Origin of the sequence: Nonomuraea sp. NPDC003709 (assembly GCF_040610775.1) — a bacterium.
Taxonomy (GTDB): Bacteria; Actinomycetota; Actinomycetes; order Streptosporangiales; family Streptosporangiaceae; genus Nonomuraea; species Nonomuraea angiospora_A.
Genome location: NZ_JBEXMW010000002.1, coordinates 266219 through 292114 on the forward strand (window position 1 = coordinate 266219; position 25896 = coordinate 292114).

The following is a 25896-nucleotide window of genomic DNA, read 5'->3' on the forward strand; positions in this document are numbered from 1 at the left end:
TGCCCGATAAACCGGGCACGCGGGCAGGCTGGTTGAATGGACGCATGTCCCTTGACCCCAAGATCGCCGCGCGGTTGAAGCGCGACGCCGACGGCCTGGTCGCCGCCATCGCCCAGCAGTACGACACCGGCGAGGTGCTCATGCTGGCCTGGATGAACGACGAGGCGCTGCATCGGACGCTCACCACCGGCCGGGCCACCTACTGGTCCCGCAGCCGCGCCGAGCTCTGGGTCAAGGGCGGCACCTCCGGCCACGTCCAGCACGTCAAGGCGGTGGCCCTCGACTGCGACGGCGACGCCGTCCTCGTCAAGGTCGACCAGGTCGACGGCGCGTGCCACACCGGAGACCGCACGTGCTTCGACGCCGACCAGCTCGAGATCCCGCTCGGATAGCAGGCCGCATGGGGCACAGAGAGCTGTGGAGCTGGCTGGGGGCGACCGTCCTCGGATGCGTGCTCGTGCTGTTCGGCGCGAGCCGGGCCTGGGTGCGGATCCTGGAGCCGGGCGTGGCCGCGCCCACCGGAGCCGAGCTCAGCCCCGTCCTGACCCCCGTCGCCCTGGCCGCGCTGGCCGGGGTGGTGGCCGTGCTGGCCACCAAGGGCGCGGGGCGCCGCGTCGTCGGGGCGCTGGTCGCCCTGTGCGGGGCGGGCGCGGCGGCCGGGACGTGGACGGCGCTCGGCGGCGACACCGTCACCGGCTTGCTGCGCGAGCAGAACGTCCTGCGCGGCGCCGCCGAATTCCCCTGGGAGGCCGCCCCGCTCTGGCCGGCGGTCACGGCCGCCGGTGCGGTCCTGGTGATCGCCGGCGGGATCGTCGCGATCGTGCGCGGCGGCAGGTGGGCGGGGATGTCGGCGCGCTACGACAGGGGCACTGAGCCGGGCGCCGATGGGGGCGCCGGCAAGGCCCGCGCCGAGGTCAAGGACGACCGGGCGCTGTGGGACGCGCTCGACCGCGGCGACGACCCCACCGACTCCCGCTGACTCTCCGCGCTATGACGATTTCTTTACTGTTCTGAACCTCTGTCTGCTTGGCAAACGTTTCCTCAATAAGCTGCCGTTGCAACTCGCCACGAACACTTAGGAGCCAGGCGCATGAGCTACGGGGATCAGGGCAGCGGCGGCTACGGCGCGCAGCAGCCCGGCGGTGGGTACGGCCAGCAGCCCCCCAGCGGGGGCGGCGGTTACGGTCAGCAGCCGCCCAGCTACGGGGGCGGGTACGGGCAGCAGCCCCCGACCGGGGGTGGCGGTTACGGGCAGCAGCCCCCGAGCTCGGGCGGGTACGGGGAGCAGCCGCCCAGCTATCCGCAGGAGCCGCTCGGCTACGGCCAGCAGCCCCCGAGTGCCGGCGGCTACGGCCAGCAGCCCCCCAGCTACGGCCAGCAGGCCTACGGTCAGCAGGGCTACGGCCAGCAGGGTTACGGCTACGGCGCGCCGCCCCAGCCGCCCAGGTCGACCAACGGCATGGCGGTGGCCTCGCTCGTCCTGGGCATCATCGGCCTGATCTTCTGCGGGATCACCAGCATCCCGGGCGTGATCCTCGGCCACATCGCCCTCAACCGGATCAAGAAGACCGGCGAGGAGGGCTCGGGCATGGCCGTCGGCGGTCTGGTCACGTCCTACATCACCGTCGTGATCTGGGTGCTGTGCTGGCTCATCTTCGGCGGGCTCATCCTGTCGATGATCGGGCTCAGCGCCGCCGCCACGTCGTCCTCGTACGACTACTGAACCGGTCGGTAACCCTCCGCGAGGGTGGCCGGACCGTGACGAGCCGCTTGCGGTCCGATTACGAATTGTCCGCAAAATGGACGTTCTTCCACGTAGGGGGCGTATCCTCGCTAGGCTGCCGCGCGCAACTTGCCACGGATAACAACATGAGAGGCCCTTCATGAGTTACGGCAATCAGGGCGACGGCGGCTACGGCTCGCAGCCGCCCGGCGGCGGTTATGGCCAGCAGCCCCCGAGCGGTGGTGGCTACGGTCAGCAGCCTCCGAGCGGCGGCGGTGGTTATGGCCAGCAGCCCCCGAGTGGCGGCGGCTACGGCGGTGGTTACGGCCAGCAGCCTCCGAGCGGCGGCGGTGGTTACGGCCAGCAGCCCCCCAGCGGTGGCGGCTACGGCCAGCAGCCCCCGAGTGGCGGCGGCTACGGCGGCGGTTACGGCCAGCAGCCCCCGGCCGGTGGGAACCCGCCGGACAACCACCTGGTCGCGGCCATCCTGACCACCCTGTTCTGCTGCCTTCCCCTGGGCATCGTGTCGATCGTCAAGTCTTCGCAGGTCAACTCGAAGTGGCAGATCGGCGACTTCCAGGGTGCCGCGCTGGCGAGCGAGGAGGCCAAGACCTGGTGGAAGCGGTCGTTGATCGCGGGCATCATCTGGTGGGTGCTGGTCATCCTCTTCTACGTGGTGGTGTTCGTCCTCCTGGCCGCCAGTGTCCCGAGCTCGAGCTACTGAGCCGGAAGGCGGATACTGAGAGCATGAGCATCGCAACAACCGAGTGGCGCGGCGCGGCGCGCCTCAAGGGCCTGCTCGCGCCGCTCGGTGTTGCGGGCGCGACGGGCGCCGTGTTCGCGTTCGTCGGGATGGTGGACCCCAACCAGCCGGGCCACTACCCGACCTGCCCGTTCCTGGCGCTCACCCACCTCTACTGCCCGGGCTGCGGCACGCTGCGGACCATCCACGCGCTCGCCCATCTCGACCCGGCCACCGCGCTCGGGATGAACCCTCTCGCCATGGCCATGATGCCGTTCCTGCTGTTCTGGTGGGGGAGATGGGTCGTACGCGCCTGGCAGGGCAGGCCGAGACGCACCACGCTCGCCCATCCGGCGTGGCTGTGGGCGTTCCTCGCCCTCGTCATGGTCTACTGGGTCGTCCGTAACCTGCCGTTCGGGGCGTTCCTCGCTCCGTAGGGACTTCCAGCCGGGGGGCCTGTGGTGAGGTGACCCCGTGCGGGCCGATACCATCGCAGGACAAGGCAGAGAGCGGACGCGACGCGAACTCTCCGCCGCCCCCACAGTCGACCGGAGGGACCTCAAGCGCGTGAGTGAGCGGACGGAAGGGCCGAGTGTCCTCGACGACATCCTCGACGGGGTGCGCGCCGACCTCGCCGCACGTCAGCAGGCCGTGTCCATTGACGAGCTCAAGCGGCGGGCCGAGCGCGCCCACGCGCCCAGAGACGCCATGGCCGCGCTCGGGGGCGACAGGATCTCGGTGATCGCCGAGGTCAAGCGGTCGAGCCCGTCCAAGGGCGCGCTGGCCGCCATCGCCGACCCGGCCGCGCTGGCGGCCGACTACGAACAGGGCGGCGCCCACGTCATCAGCGTGCTGACCGAGCGGCGCAAGTTCGGCGGCAGCCTCGAAGACCTGGCGGCGGTTCGCGCCCGGGTCGACATCCCGATCCTGCGCAAAGACTTCATCCTGACCTCCTACCAGCTCTGGGAGGCCCGGGCCCACGGTGCCGACCTGGCGCTGCTGATGGTCGTCTGCCTGGAGCAGGAGGCGCTGGTGTCGCTGATCGAGCGGGCCGAGTCGATCGGGCTCACCCCGCTGGTCGAGGTGCACACCGAAGAGGAGCTCGAGCGGGCGGTCGCCGCCGGTGCCCGGGTCATCGGGATCAACGCGCGCAACCTCAAGACACTCGAAGTCGATCGCGAGGTCTTCACGAAGCTGGCGCCCAAGATCCCCGATAATGTGATCAAGATTGCCGAGTCGGGCGTGCGCGGCCCGCACGACCTGCTCGCCTATGCCAGGGCCGGCGCCGACGCCGTCCTGGTCGGGGAGAGCCTGGTCACCGGCAAGGACCCGCGCAAGGCAGTGGAGGCCCTGGTGACCGCCGGCGCCCATCCAGCGACGCGCCCCGACCACTCAGCAGAGGGATAGCAGTGGCACACGAAGGCTCCATCCTGACCGCCGCCGACCTGACGGGCAACGGCCCGCTCGGCGACGACCCAGACGTGCACGGCAAGTTCGGCATCTTCGGCGGCCGGTTCGTCCCCGAGGCGCTCATCCCGGCGCTCGACGAGGTGGCCGCGGTCTACGAGAAGGCCAAGAACGACCCGGAGTTCCTGCGGGAGTTCGACCATCTGCTGCGCACGTACGCGGGCCGGCCGACCACGCTGACCGACGTGCCGCGCTTCAGCGAGCACGCCGGCGGCGCCAGGATCGTGCTCAAGCGTGAGGACCTCACCCACACCGGCGCTCACAAGATCAACAACGTGCTCGGCCAGGCCCTGCTGACCAAGCGGCTGGGCAAGAAGCGCGTGATCGCCGAGACCGGCGCGGGCCAGCACGGCGTGGCCACCGCCACCGCGGCCGCCCTGCTCGGCCTGGAGTGCGTGATCTACATGGGCGCGGTCGACTGCGAGCGCCAGGCGCTCAACGTCGCCAGGATGAAGCTGCTCGGCGCCACCGTGGTGCCGGTGACCAACGGCTCCCAGACGCTGAAGGACGCCATCAACGAGGCGTTCCGCGACTGGGTGACCAACGTCGACTCCACCCACTACCTGTTCGGCACGATCGCGGGGCCGCACCCGTTCCCCGAGATCGTCCGCGACTTCGCGCGCATCATCGGCGTCGAGGCCCGCCGCCAGATCCAGGAGCTGACCGGCGGCCTGCCCGACGCGGTGTGCGCGGCGGTCGGCGGCGGCAGCAACGCGATCGGCATCTTCCACGCCTTCCTCGGTGACGAGGGCGTCCAGCTGCACGGCTACGAGGCCGCCGGGCGCGGCCTGGAGTCCGGCGAGCACGCGCTCACGCTCACCGCCGGCTCGATCGGCGTGCTGCACGGCTCGCGCACCTACGTGCTGCAGGACGACGAGGGCCAGACCATCGAGTCCCACTCGATCTCGGCCGGGCTCGACTACCCGGGCGTCGGCCCCGAGCACGCCTGGCTGAAGGACTCGGGCCGTGCCACCTACCACGGCGTCACCGACGACGCGGCGATGGCCGCGTTCTCGCTGCTGGCCAGGACCGAGGGCATCATCCCGGCCATCGAGTCCTCCCACGCCCTGGCGGGCGCGCTGGAGCTGGGCCGCGAGCTCGGCCCCGAGGTGACCATCCTGGTCAACCTCTCCGGCCGCGGCGACAAAGACATGGGCACGGCGATGAAATACTTCAACCTCTGACGAGCCGCCACCCCGGCGTGGGGTCCCGCGCCGGGGGATAACTGGTGGGACTCGACCTTCGAAACGGACAGACATGACGACTCTTCAGACGGTTTTCGCCAAGGCGAAGGCGGACAACCGGGCCGCGCTCGTCGGCTACCTGCCCGCGGGCTTCCCCTCCAAGGGCGGCGACGTCGCCGCGGCAGCGGCCCTGGTCGAGGCCGGCTGCGACGTCATCGAGATCGGCCTGCCCTACTCCGACCCGCTCATGGACGGGCCGACGATCCAGGACGCGGTGCACCGCTCGCTGGTCAACGGCACGCGCATCGCCGACGTGCTGCGCACGGTCGAGGGCGTCGCCGCCACCGGCGCCGCCACGCTCGTCATGACCTACTGGAACCCCATCGACAAGTACGGCGCCGAGCGGTTCGCCCGCGACCTCGCCAACGCGGGCGGCGTGGGCACGATCACGCCCGACCTGACGCCCGAGGAGTCGGAGCCGTGGCGGGCGGCGTCCGCGTCCGCGGGCATCGACACGGTGTTCCTGGTGGCGCCGAGCTCGACCGAGCAGCGCATCAAGGCCGTCGTCGACTGCTGCACGGGCTTCGTGTACGCGGCCTCGCTGATGGGTGTCACCGGCGCCAGGGAGAGTGTCAACGTCGCCGCCGAGGGCCTGGTCGAGCGGACCCGGGCGCACACGGACCTGCCGGTGTGCGTGGGCCTCGGCGTGGGCACGGGCGCGCAGGCGGCCGAGGTGGCGACCTACGCCGACGGGGTGATCGTGGGGTCGGCGTTCATCCGCCGCATCCTCGACGCGTCCGACGAGGCCGAGGGCCGGGCCTCCATCGGAGCCCTGGCCAGGGACATGGCCCAGGGGGTCCGCCGGTAAAGGCGCTTTACCGGCTATGTAACGAAATTTCGGGATTGCTGCAAGGATTTGGCGCGTAGGTCCTTGGCGTGCGGTCCGGGGCGGGTGATGATCGGGGCCCCGAAGCGGTGTGACGCACGACCCCGAAAGGACACCGATGCGTCCCAGCCCCCTCACGTTCGCAGCGACCCTCGCACTCGCGGTCACGGCCATGACCGCCCCGGCGTCCGCCGATCTCGTCCCGGCGTCCGTCGGTCCTGCCCCGGTGTCGGCAGGCCCCGTACCGGCGTCTGCGGGCCCCGAACCCGCCCCGCCGCCTGACGCGGAGCCCACCCCGACGTACGAGTTGCCGTCCCCGGAGACGCCGCCCACCGGGACGCCCCCGCCGAGCCCCACCGCGCAGAACGAGCCGCCCAGGCCGACGCGGGTGGTCCGGCCGATCGCGATCTCGTCCCCGGCGCTGCGCGTTGAGCTCGACCCGGACTTCCCGCGCGTCCTGGGCTACACCGACCGGGCCAGCGGCGCCACGCTCGGCGGCAGCGCGGGCGTGCCCGCCGTCGTCCTCAACGGCCAGGCGCGAGCCGCCACCGTGGCACTGACCGGGAACGACGGCGCGACCGCCCGCTACCGGCTGACCTTCCCCGATCTCGGCGGCGTCGCGCTCGGGGCGAGCATCGGCGTCAAGGGCCGGGTGACGACGTTCCGGATCGACTCGGTGGCCGACACCGAGGCGTTCCGCGTCAACACCATCGACCTGCCCGGACATGACCTGGTGTCGGTGTCGAGCGCGCAGCCGGGCGCGGCGACCGCGTTCACCCGGCTGGACCCCAACTCCACCCGCACCGCCGACGTCTTCGCCCAGGTCACGCCGGGCACCGCGCCCGACGACGGCCCGGTCGGGGCCACGTACGCGATCGTGAACACCGACCTGCTGGCCGCCGCGATCGAGACGAACTCCACCTACGACCGCCCCTCGGGCGTCACCGACCGGGACGCCGCCAGGCTCTGGCACCAGGCCAGGAAGGACGCCGGTGGCACGGTCTCCGTGGGCGTGTGGAGCGGCCAGTGGACGCACCGCGCGACCGGCTCGCCGTTCACCGAGGAGCCGCCCTGGGCCAAGGTCGTGGTCACGCCCGACGCCAACGGCGACGGGGCGCTCGACTGGCAGGACGGCGCGGTGGCGTTCAGGACGATCGCCGTCAAGGCGGCCGGCGCCGAGCGGACCAGGGACCGCGTGGTCACGCACATCCCGTTCAACTTCTCCAGCCAGGCCACGCACCCGTTCCTGCGCACCCTGGACGACGTCAAGCGCATCTCGCTGGCCACCGACGGCCTCGGGCAGCTCGCGCTGCTCAAGGGCTACCAGTCGGAGGGCCACGACGCGGCGCACCCCGACTACGGCGGCAACTACAACCGGCGCGCGGGCGGGCTGAAGGACCTGAACACGCTGCTCAAGGCCGGCAAGGGCTGGAACGCCACGTTCGGCGTGCACGTCAACGCCACCGAGTCCTACCCCGAGGCCAGGAATTTCAGCGAGCAGCTCGTCGACAAGGCCGCCAAGGGCTGGAACTGGCTCGACCAGGCGTACCTGATCGACCAGCGCGGCGACCTCACCAGAGGCACCCTGGCCGGGCGCTTCGCGCAGCTGCGCGCCGAGACCGACCGCAACCTCGCGGTGCTGTACGTGGACGTGTTCAGGCCGTTCGGCTGGGTCGCCGACCGTACGCTGGCGGAGCTGCGCGAGCAGGGCTGGCAGGTGACCACCGAGTGGTCGGACAAGCTGGAACGCGCGTCCCTGTGGTCCCACTGGGCCAATGACCTCAACTACGGCGGGGTCACCAACAAGGGACTGAACTCCCAGATCATCCGGTTCATCCGCAACGACGAGAAGGACGTCTGGAACGCCCACCCGATCCTCGGCAACGCCCGCATCGTCGAGTTCGAGGGCTGGCAGGCGAAGAACGACTTCACCGCGTTCTACCGCAACATCTGGGAGCACAACCTGCCGGTCAAGTTCCTGCAGCACTACAAGATCATGGACTGGAACGCGGACGAGATCGTCTTCTCCGGCGGCGTGCGCGGCACATACCGGGACGGGAGGCGCGAGCTGTTCGCCGGCGGGCACAAGGTGCTCGACGGGGGCACCTACCTGCTGCCGTGGCAGGGCAGGTATTACCACTACAACCCGGCGGGAGGGGCCACGACCTGGGACGCCGACCGGCCGATGACCGTCTACCGGCTCACCGGCCAGGGCCGCGTGGCGGCCGGCACGGTCACCCCGGAGCACGGGAAGATCACGTTGCGGGCGGAGGCGGGCGTGCCGTACGTGCTCTACCCCGGCAAGGCGCCCCGGCAGCCGGACCCGGACTGGGGGCAGGGCGGCGGCGTGCGCGACCCCGGCTTCAACGGCGACCGGCTCCCCGGATGGACCGTCACGGGCCCCGTGAGCGTCCGCGAGAACGACCTGGGCCAGCGGGTGGCGCTGCTCGGCGGCGGGGCGCGGGCGCGGCTGGAGCAGCGGCTGACGGGCCTGCGGCCCGGCCGCACCTACACCGCCTCCGCCTTCGTCGAGGTCGAGCCGGGCAGGACCCGCGAGACCACCCTGGAGGTCGCCGGTCAGGCGGTGACCGTCAGCCGGTCCACGGCCAGGAACTACATCGCCTCCGACGAGAAGCACGACACCTTCTTCCAGCGGGCCAAGGTGACCTTCACCGCGCCCGGCACGTCGGCCACGCTGCGGATCACGGCCGCCGCCGCGGACGGGGACGTGCGGGTGGACGACGTACGGCTGTTCGAGCGGGAGCCGGCCGGTGACGTGGAGACGTTCGAGTCGAACGAGCCCGGCTGGGGGCCGTTCGTGAAGGGGGACGCGGGCGGGTCGTTCGACGCGCGCACGCACCTGTCCGAGCGGCACGAGCCGTACACGCAGGCCGGGTGGAACGGCAAGACGATCGACGACGTGCTGAACGGCGACTGGTCGCTGAAGGCGCATGAGGAGCGCCAGGGGCTCATCTACCGCACGTTGCCGTGGACCGCGCGGTTCGAGCCGGGGCACGCGTACGAGGTGTCCTTCGCCTACCAGAGCGCGCAGGCGGACGCGTACCAGTGGGTGACCGGCTACGACAAGGGCGGCGCCGGCGTCGAGACCCGGCGCACGCCCATCCCCGAGCGGCGGACCACGGGGACGTTCAGGGAGCGGGTGGTCGCGGGGTGCGGGGACGTCTGGGTCGGGCTGCGCTCGCTCAAGGCCGAGCAGGCCGGGGCCGACTTCGTCCTCGACGACTTCTCCGTGACCGACCTCGGCGCGGCGCCGGACGCGCAGGCGTGCGGGTCGCTGGAGGTGGCGCCCGCCGGCGTCTTCGAGCAGGGAAGGGCCAACGAGGTCGTCACCACGTTCACGAACCTCGAGGACTCGACGGCCCAGGACGTGCGGGTGACGCTGGACGTACCGGACGGGTGGACGGCCACCGGCGACGGGACCGGCGTCGTGGAGCCGGGCGCCAAGTTGACCACGACCTGGCAGGTCACCCCGCCTGCGGACGCCTCCGGGAGCTACGAGCTCGGGGCCGCGGCCGGCTATTCCGTGGGCGGCGTGGCGAAGCGGCTCACCGCGTCCGCGACCGTGCGCACGCCGCCCCGGCCGCCCGCGGAGGACGCCTACGCGAGCGACCTGGAGTGGGTGACCGCGGACAACGGCTGGGGGCCGGTGGAGCGCGACCGGTCCAACGGCGACACCGGCGAGGCCGACGGCGGGCCGATCGTCATCGGCGGGCGGACGTTCGCCAAGGGGCTCGGCACGCACGCGCCGGCCAGGGTTCGCTTCCACCTGGGCGGCGCGTGCACGGGGTTCACGGCCTTCGTGGGGGTCGACGACGTGCAGGCCACGCGGGGGTCCGTGCAGTTCGCCGTGGTGGCGGACGGGGTGGAGAAGGCGCGCAGCCCGGTCCTGCGGGCCGCCGACGCGGCGTACGAGCTGAGCGCCGACCTGACCGGAGCCCGTTACGTGGACCTGGTGGCCGGGGACGGCGGCGACGGGAACGGCAACGACCACGCCGACTGGGGCGAGGCCAGGTTCGCGTGCGGCTGAGCGGGCCCCTCAGGCCCGGACTGCCCTGGCGAACAGCGCGGCCAGCCCGTCGGCGTACTCGTCCGGGTCGGCGTCGGGGTCGGCCTCCAGCAGGAACGGCAGCCCGTCCAGCGCGCGCTGGACCGCCATCGCGGTCACCCGCACGTTGAACGCCCCGAACTCGCCGCTCTCCTGCCCCCAGACCAGTAACCGCTCGAGGTGGGACAGAGCCGACAGGCCGGTGGCCTCGGGGCGGTGGTTGAGGAGGATCTCCGTGGCGGCGCGCATCTCGGCGCGGTGCTCGCTGACGTACGCCGCCAGGGAGCGGATGTACGTCTCCAGCGCCGCGCCGGCCGTGCGCTGTGTGCTCACCCGCTCGGTCATGAACGCCGAAAGCCGCCCCTGGATCGTCGCGATCACCTGAGCGATCAGCTCGTCCTTGCCCGCGAAGTGGTACGAGATCAGGCGCGTGCTGCTGAGCCCGGCAGATCGGGCGATCCGGGCGAACGACGCCTGGTGGTAGCCGAGCTCGGCGATCGTCGCGATGGTCGCCGTCACGATCTGCGCTCGTCTTGCGGAGCCCGTGACCGTTACTTGCATGAGTAAATTTTTACTTGATTGCGTAATTCCCGCAAGAAACACGGCTTAGCCGGTGCTTATCCGCCGCGTGGTCATATGGATTCCCGGTACTGTGCCCATCCCGGCGCAGAGAAAGAGGAGATGGCGTGTGGACGCGTCACTATCGTCACGCGGTGAGTTCTCGGCGATACCCTGGGTGACGACCGTCGCCCGGCTCGTGCTGGGCGGGGTGCTGATCGCGGCGGGTGGGCTCAAGATCGGCAACCCGGCCGATTCGGTCGTGGCGGTCAAGGCTTACCAGCTGCTGCCCGAATCGATCGCCGTCACGGTGGGCTACGCCCTGCCGATCCTGGAGATCGTCGTCGGACTGCTGCTGGTCGTCGGTCTGCTGACCAGGGTGGCCGCGGTGATCGCCGGGCTGCTCATGTTCGCCTTCGTGTTCGGCATCGCCTGGGCCTGGACGCACGGTCTGCGGATCGACTGCGGCTGCTTCGGTGGCGGCGGCCAGCTGGGGGTAGGGGAGGAGCCGACGTACTTGCTCGACATCCTGCGCGACTTCGGGCTCGTGCTGCTCGGCGCCTGGGCGGTGCGTTTCCCGCCGGGCCGTTTCGCGCTCGACGGCGCCCTTGGACTGGGGGGCGACAATCGTATTGAAGGGGATGACGACGATGAGCAAGGCTGAGCGCACCAAGACGAAGAGCGCGCGCGAGAAGATCAGGGAACAGCAGGCCGAGGCACGCCTGCGTGAAAGGCGCAGGCGCATCGCCACGTACGTGACCGCCGGGGCGGTCGCGGTGGCCGCCGTCGGGCTCGGCTGGTGGTACGCGGCCAGCAACTCGCAGTCCGAGCAGGCCGCCGGAGCGCTCGCGTCTGTCACGGTGCAGCCCGACGGCTCGGTCGTGATGGCCAACCAGGGCGTCGCCGGGCCCGTGGTCGACATCTACGAGGACTTCCAGTGTCCCGCCTGCAAGGAGCTCGAGCGGGTCAGCGGCCAGACCTTCAAGAACCTCGCCGCCGAGGGCAAGGCCAAGGTCGTCTACCACCCGATCACGATCTTCTCCCAGGAGCCGACCAAGTCCAACTCCGTACGCGCGGGCAGTGCCGCCCGATGTGTCGCCGACGGCAAGCAGTGGGTCGCCTTCCATGACCTGCTCTACCAGAACCAGCCGTCCGAGACCGAGGCCGGCTTCACGGTCGACCAGCTGAAGAACTGGGGCAAGCAGGCAGGGGTGACCGCGCCGGACTTCGACCAGTGCGTCACCACGCAGAAGCACGCCGACGCGCAGCTCTCGTACAGCAAGAAGATCATCGATGCGCAGAAGATCGACCATACGCCGACGGTGAAACTGAACGGCAAGGAAATCGACAATCCCGTACTCTTCAGCCCGCAAGATCTGCGCGAAGCGATTACGAAGGCGGCCAAGTAGTCTCTCTTCCGCTACCCTCACGTGACATGCCCCTTGCCTCGATTCCCAGCCCTTCCCAGGGGGTCTGGTATCTCGGAATCATCCCGATCCGGGCTTATGCACTATGCATCGTGCTCGGCGTCATCGTCGCCGTCTGGCTGAGCGAGCGGCGCTGGCAGGCCCGCGGTGGCCAGAAGGGGACGATCGTCGACATCGCGGTCCCCGCGGTCATCTTCGGCCTGATCGGCGGCCGGCTCTACCACGTCATCACCGACTGGCAGACCTACTTCGGCAGCCGCGCGATCAAGGAGCCCATCCAGGCGCTGTTCATCTGGGAGGGCGGCCTCGGCATCTGGGGCGCGATCTCACTCGGAGCGCTCGGCGTCTGGTTCGCCGTGCGCAAACGCGGCATCTCCATGAGCGCCGTCGCCGACACGGTCGCGCCCGGCATCGCCTTCGCCCAGGCCATCGGCCGCTGGGGCAACTGGTTCAACCAGGAGCTCTACGGCTCGCCGACCACGCTGCCATGGGGCCTGGAGATCGACGCCGACCACGGGGGCGAGCCGGGGGTGCTCTACCACCCGACGTTCCTGTACGAGTCGCTGTGGGACGTGGCGCTCGGCTTCGTGCTCCTCTTCGCGGGCCGGCGCTTCGCCCTGCGCCACGGGCGGCTGTTCGCCCTCTACGTCGCCGGCTACACGCTGGGCCGCTTCTGGATCGAAGGGCTGCGCATCGACCCGGTCGGCGGCGTGGACCACGCGGTGACGTTCCTCGGGCTGCGGATCAACCAGTGGACGTCGATCGTGCTGTTCGTGGCGGCGCTGGCGTACTTCTGGCTGTCCAGGAACCGGGACAGCGTGGAGATCGTGGCCCCGGCCGACCCGGCTCACCCCGCCGACCAGGCGGACGCCGACTCCGAGGACACGCAGGAGCCCACCTCGGCCGACGACGGAGAGGACGCTCCGAGCCCTCGACCATCGGCCGATACGTCCAAGGACCCCGAAGCCACGGACGACCCGGCTCCGGAGACCGACAAGACCACGGACGCGGAAGTCACGGACGCTCCGGCGCCGGCAGCCGAAAAGGCCGAGAAGCCTGAGAAGGCCGAGGACGACGGAGCGAAGGATGCCCCGCCGACGGCGGATGATGTGACCCCCGCCGACGGGGTAGAGGCATCTGACGCCGAAGTCGTGACGAAGGAGAAGAACTCGCGATGAGTGGTCGCGCGGAGATCCACCACCAGCATCGCGACGTCACCGGAGGCTGGTTGCGGCCCTCGGTGTTCGGCGCGATGGACGGCCTGGTGTCGAACTTCGCGCTCATCGCGGGTGTCGCGGGCGGGACGACCAACACGAAGGTCATCGCCCTCGGAGGCGTCGCCGGGCTCGCCGCCGGCGCGCTGTCCATGGCGGGCGGCGAGTACGTCTCGGTCGCCAGCCAGCGCGAGCTGGCCCAGGCCGAGATCGCCGTGGAACGGCGCGAGCTCGCCCGCCACCCTGACGACGAGCAGGCGGAGCTGGCACAGACGTTCGTCGACAAGGGCGTGGAGCCCGGCCTGGCCGCCGAGGTGTCCAGGCAGATCTCCCGCAACCCGGACCGCGCGCTGGAGGTCCACGCCCAGAACGAACTGGGCGTCGCCCCCGGCGAGCTGCCCTCACCGGTGGTGGCCGCGGTGTCGTCGTTCCTGTCGTTCAGCTTGGGGGCGGTGCTGCCCCTGCTGCCGTACCTGCTCGGCGCCAGGGACCTGGCGCTGTCGGCCGCGGTGTCCTGCGTGGCCCTGTTCGCGGCGGGCGCGCTGGTCTCGGCGGTGACGGCGCGCAGCTGGTGGTTCTCAGGGCTGCGCCAGCTCGTGGTGGGCGTGATCGCCGCGGCGGTCACGTTCGGCCTCGGCAACCTGATCGGGGCGGCGGGCCTGTGATGGCCCGCAGAAGAGCCGGTTCGGGCGGTCACGGCAGATCCTCCTCCGGCCAGGACGGCACGGGCCGCACCCGCGGCGGCCGCTCGCCCGGCAGCGACCAGGACAATCCCACCCCCGCCTCCGGCCAGCCGACCCCAGACCCGAACGCCGCCGCCGGCCGGGCCGGCGGTAGTTGGCCTGCGCGTGATGTGCAGGATACGAGCGGGAGTTGGCCTGCGCGTGATGTGCAGGATACGAGCGGGAGTTGGCCTGCGCGGGATGCCGGTCGTGCTGGTGGTCGCCGGGCGTCGGGTTCGGATGGCGCTGGCCCGGCTGGTGGCAGTTGGCCGGCTCGGGATGTCCAGGACGCCGGCGGTAGCTGGTCCGCGCGGGACGTGCAGGATGCCGGTCGTGCTGGTGGTCGCCGGGCGTCGGGTGCCGATGGTGCTGGCCAGGCTGGCGCCAGTTGGCCCGCGCGAGAGGTGCAGGACGCGGGTGGTAGCTGGCCGGCCCGTGATGTGCAGGATACGAGCGGGAGTTGGCCTGCGCGGGATGCCGGCCGTGCTGGTGGTCGCCGGGCGTCGGGTTCGGATGGCGCTGGCCCGGCTGGTGGCAGTTGGCCCGCGCGAGACGTTCAAGACGCCGGTGGCAGTTGGCCGGCGCGGGATGTTCCAGATGCCGGCGGTAGCTGGCCGGCGCGTGATGTGCAGGACGTCGGCGGTAGTTGGCCGGCGCGGGATGTTCCAGACGCTGGTGGTACCTGGCCGGCGCGTGATGTGCAGGACGCGGGTGGTAGCTGGCCTGCGCGGAACCTGCGGGACGCGGGTGGTAGTTGGCCTGCTCGGGATGTCCAGGACGCCGGTGGCAGCTGGCCCGCTCGAGAGGCGCAGGACACCGGCGCGGCCGGGGGTCGCCGGGGATCAGGCTCGGATGACACCGGCCGTACCGGCGGCGGCGGTCGGCCCGCGTCGGAGGGGCGAGGCAGCCGCCGTGCCGGTGGACGCAGGTCGGCGGGCGCGGCCGACTCGGGGCGGGCCGGTCACGCCCGGCCGTCCGTAGACCCGGACGGTGGAGGCCAAGCAGCTGGCGGCTGGCCGGCGGCAGGCGCGGACGGTGGCTGGCAGCCGAGCGGCGACGGCCAGCCGACGCCGGGTGCAGGTGGCCGGCACGCTGGCGACGGGGGTAGGCCCGGTGCCGGTGCTGGTGCTGGGCCTGGCACTGGTCCTGGTGCCACTGGCGGTGCTGGTCCTGGTGCGGCTGGCGGGGTGGGTGCTGGCGGGGCTGGAGCCGGCGGCGGTGGCTGGACTGCCGGAGGCCAGGGTGACGATGGTCAGCTGTTGGCCGAGGCGACCGGCGGCGGGCGGCTGCCGTCCGGCAAGAGCGGTGAAAGGCGTTCCGGGCGCAGGCGGGCGAAGGCGAGCCACGGCGCGGATGACCAGTCGGCGAGCGGCGGCGACCGCGGAAACTGGGCAGCAGACGGCGACCTTGGAAACTGGGCGGCCGGCGGCGACGAGCCCGCGGCCGATGCGATCGGCGGTGACTGGGCGGTCAGCGGTATGCGGTCCGTCACGGAGGGGACCCGACCCCGCAGATCCGGCGGCCGACGTTCGGCGGCCGAGACCGATGGAGGTCGTTCGGCATCCGGAGGCCGCGGTCGTCGTTCGGCGGTCGGGGCCCAAGGCGGTCGCTCGGCGGCTGAGACCGACGGCGGTCGCTCGGTGGCTGGGGCGGAAGGTGGCCGCTCGGCAGCAGGTGCCGAAGGCGGCCGGTTGGTGGCCGGCGCCGATGGCGGTTGGTCAGTGCTCGGGGCCGAGGACGATCGGTTGGCCGACGACGGTCCATTGGACTTCGGGGCCGACGGTGGATTTGCGACTTCTGAGACTCGCGACGGGAAGGCCGACGGTGACGGGCGGCCCGGGAAGTTCTCGCGTACGCGACGGCGTCCGCCGCCTTCTGACTGGCAGCTCCCGCTGCTCACCCACATGGGCTTGCAGCCCAAGCACCAGCGGCTGATCGTCATCATCGCCACGATCGTCGGCGTGCTGGCGGGCGGGGCCGGGCTGGTGGTCGCCATCAACTCCATCGGCGGCTACTCCCCGCAGCGGCAGGCCGGCTCCTCCATGATCGCGCCGGACACGGCGCTCCCGCACGTCTTCCGAGGGTGGGGTTCGCCCAAGCTGTTCGACCCCGTCACGGACAGGGCCAAGGACCAGCGGGCCCTGACCGAGAAGGAGGTGTTCGGGCAGAGCGAGCTCGCCGTGTCCAAGAAGCTCAAGCTCAAGCTGGTCACCAAGAAACTCGATGCCGACTGCTCGGCGGCGCTGTGGGGCGCGAACCTCCTCGAACTGGTGTCGGACGCCGGATGCACCCAAGTCGCCCGCGGCCTCTACGCGAGCTCCGACGGCCGGTACATCGGCCAGTACACGCTGCTCAACCTCAAGGACGGGAAGTCGGCCGCCGACCTGGTGGAGTCGTTGAAGACGCTCTACCGGGGCGGTTGGACGCGTCCCCTGGAGTCCGCCAAGGCCGCCTTCCCCGCCGGCGGCTACTCCGAGGCGGGCGGCTACGCCCTCGGCCACTACGTCGGCCTGGTGTGGCTGGGGAAGACCGACGGCGCGGATCCCGGCCCCAAGGACGACTTCGTCTCGCTCACTCTGGCGCTCCGCGGCGCGGAGAAGGCCGTCTACCGCCGCGTCGTCACGATCACCGGACCGTCCTCCTGATGCAGAACCACCTACCCCCGAACAACACCCGCCCCTGGCACCGCTCCCGCGACGTCATCACGATCGCTGAGGGCGGTTTCCTGAGGTCCGGCAGAGTTGCCGTGATGGTGGAGGGCGGTGGCCCGGGGCCTGGGGATGACGCCACGATCGCCGAGGGCGGTCGGCTGAGGCCCGGTGGAGTCGTCGTGATCGTGGAGGGTGCTCGCCCGTGGCCTTGGGATGTCATCGCGACCGCTGAGGGCGGTTTCCTGAGGTTCGGGAGAGCTGCCGCGATGGTGGAGGGCGGCCGCCTGAGGCCTCGGGATGTCGTCACGATTACTGAGGGCGGTCGGCTGAGGCCTGGGGGAGTTGCTGCGATGGTGGAGGGCGGTGGCCCGGGGCCACGGGATGTCGTCGCGATTGCGGAGGTGGCCTGCTGATGTCGCGTCGTGTTGTCATCCCCTTGGGGCTCGCCCTCGTGGCGGTCGTCGCGGTGGCCGGTTGGCTGTGGCTGCGGCGCGAGGATCCCAGGCCCGCCAGCTTCCACGCCGAGCCCACCTCCGCCTTCTATTCCGCCATCGACAAACGCCAGAACGACACCGCGCCTCTCACCCTGAAGGAGGTCTTCACCCCGGCCACCCAGACCCTGGGCGCCATGCGTCTGGACGCCACGCAGCAGTTCAGCGACTGTGACGAGGTTCTCTGGGGGGTCTCGGCCACGGGCTGCACGCAGGCGCTCCAGGCCACGTACAAGGGGGGTACGGTGGCGGGCCAGTTCGTCATCTTCAACCTGAGCGACGGGCGGGCGGCTGACGCGCTGGTGTCGGCGCTGGGCAAGGGCGGCTTCGTACGGCAGGACATCGCATTCGAGCCGGTCGGCAGCCGTGCCCAGGCGCGGGCGATGGGCCACTACGTGACCGTGAGCTGGGCCGGAGGATCGGCGCCCGCCCAGGACCTGGTGGCCGCCCTCGTGGCGCTGGACGGTTTGGGGCGCGTGGTCCAGGGCCGCATCGTCGCCGCAACCTGAAGCCACCGCCACCCGCCCGCCCCTCGATGGCAACCCCTGAGAGGAGCGGAAGCCGGGACTGCGATGGCGACCCCTGAGTGCGACGGTGACCAGGTCTCGCGACTGCGATGGTGACCGGGACCTGTGACCGCGACCGTGGCCGGGCTCATGACTCGCAACGGTGACCGGGGCCGGGACTGCGTCGGCGATCCGCGAGCGCGACGATGACCAGGACCGCGACGGTGGCCGGGCCGGCGACAGGGTGGCACTCCGCGATGGTGACCGGGACCAGCGACTGCGATGGGGACCGTCACGATGATCAGGGCGGCGATCGCTACAGGCGACCGTGACGGTGACCCGCCACGGTGGCTGGGACAGCGACCGCAACCCGCGCCCCGGGATGGTGACCGGAGCGGCGACTGCCACCCGCGAGGGTGACCGGGATCCGCGACTGTGGCGGCGATCAGGGCGACTTGCGGCATCGGCCTGCTGCTGGCCTCGACCTCCACTGGCCTCGACCTCCACTGGCCTCGACCTCCACTGGACTCCACCTGGCTGGACTCCGCCTAACTGGACCCGGCCTCGGCTGGACTTGGCCGTGGCGCATCGGCCTGGCTTTGGCAGTGACTGGACGTCCGGACCCCTCGGAGGGCGGGGTTTTCGGGGTGGGTCAGGTGGTTGTGGTCAGGGCGGAGATGGTTGTGGTGACTGCTTCGGGGAGGGCGGACAGGCGGTGGAGGGGGGCGTCCAGGGGGGTCAGGGCTTCCGACCAGGGGGCGGCTTCGGCGATGAGGGTGCGGGCCTCGTTCTTGGTCAGGGTCGAGCCTTGGGTACGGGCCACCGCGATGAGGGCCTCGCGCCATGTGTTGGCCAGCTTGGCGTGCCCGTTGTCCAGGATCCTGCGCAGTACCGAGGCCGCGTCGCCGGGCGGTTGTGGCAGGCGTACGGCGTCCAGGACGTCGCCGCCGGCGCTCAGCTTGTAGACGGTGGACAGCACGTCAGGCAGCGGCGGGAGGTCGGAGCCCACGACGCGTACGTGGGAGGCGCGGGTCGCCAGGAGGATGCGGGGGAGGGCGGCCTCCAGGCCCGGGGGCAGGGCCACGGCCACGCGGTCCAGGGTGGCGGCATACGGCTTGGAGAGCCAGGTCGAGAGCCGGACCCGTGGCTCGGTGAGGTCCTTGGGCCACTCGCCCACCAGCAGGTCGGGGTCGAAGCCCTGGATAGCCTCCCGCGGGGCTGAGAGGGCGTTATGGGCGCTTTCGACCGATTGTGGGCCTTGGGTGTAGATAGTGGTGGTTTGGCGGCTCAGGCGGGACGTCACGGCCGGGCGCGTCTTGGTGGTGGGGCGGAGGATGTACATGTCGGCGGCCGAGCCGATGGCTTCTGCCCCGAAATATCGGTTGAAGTCGGGATAGATGGCTTCGTAGGCGAGGTTGAGGTCCGCCAGGGCCTGCTGGACCTTGAAGGCCAGCATCGGGGTACGTTCGCTGGCTCCGTACGCGAGCAGGATGCGGCCGTTGTCCGTCAGCGCCTCGGCGGCGCGCGCCACGAACAGGCCTGTGCCCTCCGGCGTGTACGGCGGGTCGGTGAGCGCGAGGTCGTGGTCCCGGGCGGACGCGGGCAGGCCGAGGCGCAGGTCGGCCCAGCGGGTGCGGACCCCCAGGCGCTGGGCGTCGATGTACGCCAGGATGCGCTCGTCGATGTCGACCACCGTGACGTCGGTCTCTGGATGGATCAGCTTGACGGCCAGCGAGGTCAGGTCGTGGTCGCCGACGCACAGCAGGCGCGTGCCGGGGAGCCAGAAGCGGGCGCCGAGCAGCAGCGCCCGCCTCAGGATCGTTTCGGGGGTGGCCGAGACGTGGTCGAGCACGTGGCGGGCGCGCGGAGCCCGGGCCACGAGGTCTTTGAGGCGAGCGAGCTCGGAAGCGTAATGGGGGAGCAGGTGGGCCACCGGATCCTCCGGCGGCGGGGCCAGCGAGAGGAGGTCCTGGTAGTCGTTGATGTGGGTCAACGGGATCCGGAACGCCTCGCCCTTCCGCTCCAGGGGGAGCTCGCGCAGGAGGGCCTCGATGGTACGCCTGGATGTGGCGGTCTCCCTGACCAGGTCGGCCAGCGTCCACCATTGCGCGTCGCACAGGAGGGTCAGGGCGTGCCGCAACCGCCTGCTGTCCGGCCCTGCCTCCGCGAGCAGGCGCTCCACCCCGTCACGCTCCATCAGATCCGCGCGGACTCCGCTGCCTGCCTCGGCCGGCGGAGGAGTCCGCGCTCCCTCCCTCCAGATTTTGTCGGCGCATGCCGATAGCGTGATGGTCTCGTTACTGAGGGTGGGAGGTGGTGGTGCACGGATCGTCCGCGTTCCTGCTGTGCCCCACCGGTGAGCAGGCGTACGGCGTGATCGATCGGACCGGGTGTGACGTCGTCGGCACGTCTGGATCGAGATTGAGCGGATCGATCCTGGACGTGGGTCGGGGGGTGATGGTGACGGTGCTTGTGCACGGGGCTGCCGGCATCTCCCGTGTGTGTTCTCGTCGCTCGCACTGTGCGCACGTCGATGTCGACGGCGATGTCGATGTCGGCGCGTCGATCGAGCTTCGCGACGCTGCGCAGGCGGCTTGGCGAGAAGCCGCTCCCTTCGAGGAGCGGAGGAGTCACGAGGGCAACCCTATCGAGGTACGAGGGTGGACAGCCCGAGCGCGTGTCCGTGCGAGGCGTCGGTGTCCTCGGCCCGGCCACCCGTCCGTGCGAGGTGGTGTCGTCCGTGTCCCGGCCATGTGCCCGTGCGGGGAGGCGGCCCTGCTCTCTCGCGGTCATGGCGTGAGCGGGTGGCTCGGCGGTGGGGGTCCGAGCGGGTGGTTCCGTGGTGAGGGAGGTCGTCGCGGAGTTGGCTGGCGTCGCGGAGTTGGCTGGCGTCGCGACATGTGGTGGCAGTTAAAGCGGGGTGGCTGTGGTGGTGGATGGGAGTCATGAGGGCCGTGGGCACTGGCGCGTGGGTGAGGCGGGGGAGTGATCGTGGCGGTGTCGGCTGAGGAACGGCGGGTTGTGGTGGCTCGGGGGTGGGGCGGTGGGGTTGTGGCTGTGCCTCAGGTGGGGAGCGAGGATGGTGGCAGGGGCGGGTGAGGCGGGGGAGTGATCGCGGCGGTGTGTCGGCTGAGGAACGGCGGGTTGTGGTGGCTCGTGGGTAAAGCGGTGGGGCGATTGCGGCGGCACATCGGGTGAAGAGCAGGGGATGGTGGCAGGGCGTGGGTGAGGCGGGGGAGTGATCGTGGCGATGTGTCCGCTGAGGAGCGGGGGATTGTGGTGGCTCGCGGGTACTGCGGTGGGTGATTGTGGCGGGGCGGGGGTGAGGCGGCGGTGCCTCGAGTGAGCAGTGGGGAAACTGTGGCAGGGCTTGGGTGGGGTGGTGGAGTGGTCGTGGTGGCGGGTGGGTGAGGTGGGCGGGTGATCGGGGCGGCGCGGGGGTGAAATCTGGAGGTGGGCGGGGTGGTGTACGGGCGGATTGGTCGGGTTGGGGTTTGGGCGGGGGGTGGAGTGGGGACGAATCGCTCCCCATGCCGTAAATCGTGGACGTGTAGCGGGAATTTCTTTGCCTACGTCCGGGGTTTGGGATAGGGAGTTCGGATGCTGGGATAGGCCCCAATGTTCGCAATGCGGACGTGCCGGGCACCATTCCGGCAGCGTGCGGTAACCTCTACCCACGATATGCAGCAGGGCCAACGTCGTCCCCGCCTGTAGCGCAGTTAGAGACAGACGATGACGACGGGAGGGATTAAATGCCTGCTGCCCACCTCGGGTTCCCCGAGCCCCAGGGCCTGTACCACCCCGCCAACGAGCATGATGCCTGCGGTGTCGCCATGGTTGCCGACGTCGCTGGACGCCGTGGGCATGGGATCGTGGTCAAGGCGCTGACGGCTCTGTGCAATCTTGATCATCGGGGGGCCAAGGGTAGCGAGCCGGACACCGGCGACGGAGCCGGGATCCTGACGCAGATTCCCGATGGGTTCTACCGCGCGAGCGTGCCGTTCGCGCTTCCCCCGGCCGGCGCGTACGCGACCGGCATCGCCTTCCTGCCGTTCGACGAGCAGGCCAGGGGCATCGCCACCGGCCTGATCGAGGAGATCGCGGCCGAGGAGGGCCTTACCGTGCTCGGCTGGCGCGAGCTGCCGGTCGACCGCGAGCTGCCCGGGCCCAGCGCCAGGGCCGTCATGCCGCACTTCGCCCAGCTGTTCGTGACCGACCCCGAGGGCCGGGAGGGGCTGGAGCTCGACCGGCTGGCGTTCTGCCTGCGCAAGAGGGCCGAGCACGAGGCGGACGTCTACTTCCCCTCGCTGTCCGCCAGGACGATCGTCTACAAGGGCATGCTCACGCCCGACCAGGTCGAGCCGTTCTTCCCCGACCTGAGCGACGAGCGTTACGAGACGGCGATCGCGCTGGTGCACTCGCGCTTCTCCACCAACACGTTCCCGAGCTGGCCGCTCGCCCACCCGTACCGCTACATCGCCCACAACGGCGAGATCAACACGGTCAAGGGCAACCGCAACTGGATGCGGGCCCGCGAGGCGATGCTGGAGTCCGCCCACATCCCGGGCGATATTTCACGACTTTTCCCCATCTGTGACCCAGATGGCAGCGACACCGCCAGCTTCGACGAGGCCCTGGAGCTCCTGCACATCGGCGGCCGGAGCCTGCCCCACGCCGTGCTGATGATGATCCCGGAGGCGTGGGAGAACCACACCGAGATGGATCCCGCGCGCCGGGCCTTCTACGAGTTCCACTCCTCGATGATGGAGGCCTGGGACGGCCCCGCGTCGATCACGTTCACCGACGGCACCCTGGCCGGCGCCGTGCTCGACCGCAACGGCCTGCGCCCCGGACGCTTCTGGGTGACCGCCGACGGCCTGGTCGTGCTGGCCTCCGAGGCCGGCGTGCTGGACTTCAAGCCCGAGGACGTGGTCAGGAAGGGCCGCCTGCAGCCGGGCCGCATGTTCCTCATCGACACCGCCCGCGGCAAGATCATCGAGGACGACGAGATCAAGGCCGAGCTGGCCGCCGAGCTCCCGTACGAGGACTGGCTGCACGCGGGGCTCGTCCGCTTCGAGGAGCTGCCCGCGCGGCAGCGGGAGATCCCCACGCACGAGGCGCTCGTCAAGCGGCAGCAGACCTTCGGCTACACCGAGGAAGAGCTGCGCATCATCCTGTCGCCGATGGCCAAGGCGGGCCAGGAGCCGATCGGCTCCATGGGCACCGACACGCCCGTGGCCGTGCTGAGCGAGAAGCCGCGGCTCCTGTTCGACTACTTCACGCAGCTGTTCGCGCAGGTCACGAACCCGCCGCTGGACGCCATCCGTGAAGAGCTGGTCACGTCGCTGGCCAGCACCATCGGTCCCGAGGGCAACCTGCTCGACCCGGGTCCGTCGTCGTGCCGCCAGCTCGTGCTGCCGTACCCGGTGATCGACAACGACGAGGTCGCCAAGATCATCCACATCAATGACGAGCACGACCTGCCGGGCTTTCACCCGTACGTCATCAGCGGCCTGTACGAGGTCGCCGGCGGCGGCGAGGCGCTGCTGAGCCGCCTGGAGGAGATCAGGGCCGAGGCGTCCCAGGCGATCGCGGCCGGCGCGCGGATCATCGTGCTGTCCGACCGCGGCTCGTCGGAGACGCTGGCGCCGATCCCGGCGCTGCTGCTGACCGGCGCGGTGCACCACCACCTGATCCAGGAGAAGACCCGCACCAAGATCGGGCTCGTGGTCGAGACCGCCGAGGCCCGCGAGTGCCACCACATGGCGCTGCTCATCGGGTACGGCGCCGGCGCCATCAACCCGTACCTCGCGATCGAGACCATCGAGGACCTGGTCGACACCGGCGCCCTCCAGATGGACAAGCGCAAGGCCGTGCGCAACCTGATCAAGGCGTACGGCAAGGGCGTCATCAAGGTCATGTCCAAGATGGGCGTGTCCACGGTGGCCTCCTACACCGGCGCGCAGATCTTCGAGGCGCTCGGCCTGAGCCAGCAGGTCATCGACTCCTGCTTCACCGGCACCACCTCCCGCCTGGGCGGCGTCGGCTTCGACGTGCTGGCCGAGGAGGTCGCGCAGCGGCACCGCCACGCCTACCCGCGCGCGGAGAACGCCCACCGCAGGCTCCAGGTCGGCGGCGAGTACCAGTGGCGGCGCGAGGGCGAGCCGCACCTGTTCAATCCCGAGACCGTCTTCAAGCTGCAGCACGCCACCAGGACCCGCCGCTACGAGATCTTCAAGGAGTACACGAACCTCGTGGACTCCCAGGCGGAGCGGCTGATGACCCTGCGCGGCCTGTTCAAGCTGCGCAAGGGCGCCCCGATCCCGATCGAGGAGGTCGAGCCGGCCTCGGAGATCGTCAAGCGGTTCTCGACGGGCGCGATGTCGTACGGCTCCATCTCCATGGAGGCGCACGAGACGCTCGCCATCGCGATGAACCGGCTCGGCGGCAAGTCCAACACCGGCGAGGGCGGCGAGGACCCCGAGCGGCTCTACGACGCCACCCGCAGGTCCGCGATCAAGCAGGTCGCCTCCGGCCGGTTCGGCGTCACCAGCGAATACCTGGTGAACGCGGCCGACCTGCAGATCAAGATGGCCCAGGGCGCCAAGCCCGGTGAGGGCGGCCAGCTGCCCGGCCACAAGGTCTACCCGTGGATCGCCAAGACCAGGCACTCCACGCCGGGCGTCGGCCTCATCTCGCCGCCGCCGCACCACGACATCTACTCGATCGAGGACCTGGCCCAGCTCATCCACGACCTGAAGAACTCCAACCCGGAGGCCAGGGTCCACGTGAAGCTGGTCGCCGAGGTCGGCGTCGGCACGGTCGCCGCGGGCGTGTCGAAGGCGCACGCCGACGTGGTGCTCATCTCCGGGCACGACGGCGGCACCGGCGCCTCGCCGCTCACGTCGCTCAAGCACGCGGGCGCGCCGTGGGAGCTCGGCCTGGCCGAGACCCAGCAGACGCTCCTGCTGAACGACCTGCGCGACCGCATCGTCGTCCAGGTCGACGGCCAGCTCAAGACCGGCCGTGACGTCGTCATCGCCGCGCTGCTCGGCGCCGAGGAGTACGGCTTCGCCACCGCGCCCCTCGTCGTCAGCGGCTGCGTCATGATGCGGGTCTGCCACCTCGACACCTGCCCCGTGGGTGTCGCCACGCAGAACCCGGAGCTGCGCAAGCGCTTCAGCGGCAAGCCGGAGTTCGTGGTCAACTTCTTCGAGTTCATCGCCGAGGAGATCCGCGAATACCTGGCCGAGCTGGGCTTCCGCACGCTCGACGAGGCGATCGGGCACGTCGAGATGCTCGACATGTCGGCGGCCGAGGACCACTGGAAGGCCAGCGGCCTCGACCTGGCGCCGATCCTGCACCGGCCCGAGCTGCCCGCGGGCACCGTGCTGCGCAGGGTCGTCGAGCAGGACCACGGCCTGCAGCACGCGCTGGACAACACGCTGATCCAGCTCGCCGAGGGCGCGCTCAACGAGGGCACCCCGGTCACGCTGGAGCTGCCCATCCGCAACGTCAACCGCACGGTCGGCACCATGCTCGGCTACCAGGTGACCAAGCGGTACGGCGGCCAGGGCCTGCCCGACAACACGATCGACATCTCGTTCACCGGCTCGGCGGGCAACTCGCTCGGCGCGTTCGTGCCGCGCGGCGTCACGCTGCGGCTGACCGGCGACGCCAACGACTATCTCGGCAAGGGCCTGTCCGGCGGGCGGATCACCGTCCGGCCGCACGAGGAGGCCCCGCTCGACGGCCACATCATCTCCGGCAACGTCGCCCTGTACGGCGCCACGTCCGGCGAGGTGTTCATCCGCGGCGTCGTGGGCGAGCGGTTCTGCGTGCGCAACTCCGGCGCCACGGCGGTCGTCGAGGGCGTGGGCGACCACGGCTGCGAGTACATGACCGGCGGCCGGGCCGTCGTGCTCGGCCCGACCGGGCGCAACTTCGCGGCCGGCATGTCGGGCGGCATCGCCTACCTGCTCGACCTCAGGTCGGAGCGGGTCAACCGCGAGATGGTCGCCATCGAGACGCTCACCGAGGAGGACGGCGAGTTCCTCAAGGAGACCGTCGAGAAGCACTTCGCGGAGACCGGCTCGCCGGTCGCCAAGGAGCTGCTGGCCGACTGGGACGCGGCGCTGGGCCGGTTCGGCAAGATCATGCCGACCGACTACAAGCGGGTGCTGGCCGCCGCCGAGGCCGCCCGCATCGAAGGCAGGGACATCGACGAGGCCGTCATGGCGGCCGCGGTTCAAAGCTAAG

19 protein-coding genes are annotated in these 25896 nt (G+C 70.8%); 17 read left to right on the forward strand and 2 right to left on the reverse strand.

Going from position 1 to position 25896, the window contains the following annotated elements; all coding sequences use genetic code 11:
• Positions 1 to 44 precede the first annotated feature (44 nt).
• The 9 genes from hisI to ABZX61_RS05755 all read left to right on the forward strand — a co-directional run bounded on the left by hisI (position 45) and on the right by ABZX61_RS05755 (position 10050).
• Positions 45 to 392 carry a phosphoribosyl-AMP cyclohydrolase gene (gene hisI / locus ABZX61_RS05715; protein WP_350726255.1) on the forward strand — a complete coding sequence of 116 codons (348 nt, stop codon included), beginning with the start codon at positions 45 to 47 and terminating at the stop codon, positions 390 to 392.
• Positions 393 to 400: 8 nt separating this feature from the next.
• Positions 401 to 979, forward strand: a complete 579-nt coding sequence (locus tag ABZX61_RS05720; protein ID WP_355191796.1) for a Trp biosynthesis-associated membrane protein — start codon at positions 401 to 403, stop codon at positions 977 to 979.
• 111 nt (positions 980 to 1090) lie between these two features.
• On the forward strand, positions 1091 to 1723 hold the full coding sequence (locus ABZX61_RS05725; protein ID WP_355191798.1) for a DUF4190 domain-containing protein: 633 nt from the start codon (positions 1091 to 1093) through the stop codon (positions 1721 to 1723).
• A gap of 160 nt (positions 1724 to 1883) precedes the next feature.
• Complete coding sequence (locus ABZX61_RS05730; RefSeq protein ID WP_355191799.1) at positions 1884 to 2447, forward strand: CD225/dispanin family protein; 564 nt, start codon at positions 1884 to 1886, stop codon at positions 2445 to 2447.
• Between the two features lie 23 nt (positions 2448 to 2470).
• The gene (locus tag ABZX61_RS05735; RefSeq protein WP_355191801.1) at positions 2471 to 2902 is read left to right on the forward strand and encodes a DUF2752 domain-containing protein; all 432 of its coding nucleotides are present in this window, start codon (positions 2471 to 2473) and stop codon (positions 2900 to 2902) included.
• Between the two features lie 130 nt (positions 2903 to 3032).
• Complete coding sequence (gene trpC / locus ABZX61_RS05740; RefSeq protein WP_355191803.1) at positions 3033 to 3872, forward strand: indole-3-glycerol phosphate synthase TrpC; 840 nt, start codon at positions 3033 to 3035, stop codon at positions 3870 to 3872.
• A 38-nt stretch (positions 3873 to 3910) separates the two neighbouring features.
• A complete protein-coding gene (gene trpB, locus ABZX61_RS05745; RefSeq protein ID WP_355192698.1) occupies positions 3911 to 5116 on the forward strand; it encodes a tryptophan synthase subunit beta in 1206 nt (401 codons plus the stop codon).
• 73 nt (positions 5117 to 5189) lie between these two features.
• Positions 5190 to 5984: a tryptophan synthase subunit alpha gene (gene trpA, locus ABZX61_RS05750; RefSeq protein ID WP_350726265.1), complete on the forward strand. Its 795-nt coding sequence runs from the start codon at positions 5190 to 5192 to the stop codon at positions 5982 to 5984.
• 136 nt (positions 5985 to 6120) lie between these two features.
• On the forward strand, positions 6121 to 10050 hold the full coding sequence (locus ABZX61_RS05755) for an endo-alpha-N-acetylgalactosaminidase family protein (RefSeq protein ID WP_355191806.1): 3930 nt from the start codon (positions 6121 to 6123) through the stop codon (positions 10048 to 10050).
• Between the two features lie 9 nt (positions 10051 to 10059).
• On the opposite strand, the gene ABZX61_RS05760 is transcribed toward ABZX61_RS05755, so the two are convergent.
• Positions 10060 to 10587 (reverse strand): TetR family transcriptional regulator, encoded by a 528-nt coding sequence (locus ABZX61_RS05760; RefSeq protein WP_355191808.1) that lies wholly within the window; start codon positions 10585 to 10587, stop codon positions 10060 to 10062.
• A 217-nt stretch (positions 10588 to 10804) separates the two neighbouring features.
• Between ABZX61_RS05760 and ABZX61_RS05765 the strand changes: the two genes are divergently transcribed.
• The 7 genes from ABZX61_RS05765 (at position 10805) to ABZX61_RS05795 (ending at position 17640) form a co-directional block, all read left to right on the forward strand.
• Complete coding sequence (locus ABZX61_RS05765; RefSeq protein WP_355191810.1) at positions 10805 to 11290, forward strand: MauE/DoxX family redox-associated membrane protein; 486 nt, start codon at positions 10805 to 10807, stop codon at positions 11288 to 11290.
• The gene (locus ABZX61_RS05770; protein WP_350726271.1) at positions 11277 to 12035 is read left to right on the forward strand and encodes a thioredoxin domain-containing protein; all 759 of its coding nucleotides are present in this window, start codon (positions 11277 to 11279) and stop codon (positions 12033 to 12035) included. The genes ABZX61_RS05765 and ABZX61_RS05770 overlap by 14 nt, the downstream gene beginning before the upstream one ends.
• Before the next feature lie 26 nt (positions 12036 to 12061).
• Complete coding sequence (lgt, locus tag ABZX61_RS05775; protein WP_355191812.1) at positions 12062 to 13231, forward strand: prolipoprotein diacylglyceryl transferase; 1170 nt, start codon at positions 12062 to 12064, stop codon at positions 13229 to 13231.
• Positions 13228 to 13932 carry a VIT1/CCC1 transporter family protein gene (locus tag ABZX61_RS05780; protein WP_355191814.1) on the forward strand — a complete coding sequence of 235 codons (705 nt, stop codon included), beginning with the start codon at positions 13228 to 13230 and terminating at the stop codon, positions 13930 to 13932. Before lgt ends, ABZX61_RS05780 begins: the two co-directional genes overlap by 4 nt.
• Positions 13933 to 15893: 1961 nt before the next feature.
• Positions 15894 to 16634: a hypothetical protein gene (locus ABZX61_RS05785; RefSeq protein ID WP_355191816.1), complete on the forward strand. Its 741-nt coding sequence runs from the start codon at positions 15894 to 15896 to the stop codon at positions 16632 to 16634.
• Positions 16634 to 17053, forward strand: coding sequence for a hypothetical protein (locus tag ABZX61_RS05790; RefSeq protein WP_355191818.1), 420 nt, complete (start codon positions 16634 to 16636; stop codon positions 17051 to 17053). Before ABZX61_RS05785 ends, ABZX61_RS05790 begins: the two co-directional genes overlap by 1 nt.
• Positions 17053 to 17640, forward strand: coding sequence for a hypothetical protein (locus ABZX61_RS05795; protein ID WP_355191820.1), 588 nt, complete (start codon positions 17053 to 17055; stop codon positions 17638 to 17640). The genes ABZX61_RS05790 and ABZX61_RS05795 overlap by 1 nt, the downstream gene beginning before the upstream one ends.
• 649 nt (positions 17641 to 18289) lie before the next feature.
• Here ABZX61_RS05795 and ABZX61_RS05800 read toward each other — a convergent pair.
• On the reverse strand, positions 18290 to 19834 hold the full coding sequence (locus ABZX61_RS05800; protein WP_355191822.1) for a bis-aminopropyl spermidine synthase family protein: 1545 nt from the start codon (positions 19832 to 19834) through the stop codon (positions 18290 to 18292).
• A gap of 1555 nt (positions 19835 to 21389) precedes the next feature.
• Here ABZX61_RS05800 and gltB point away from each other — a divergent pair.
• Positions 21390 to 25895 (forward strand): glutamate synthase large subunit, encoded by a 4506-nt coding sequence (gene gltB, locus ABZX61_RS05805; protein WP_355191824.1) that lies wholly within the window; start codon positions 21390 to 21392, stop codon positions 25893 to 25895.
• Position 25896: the final 1 nt, after the last annotated feature.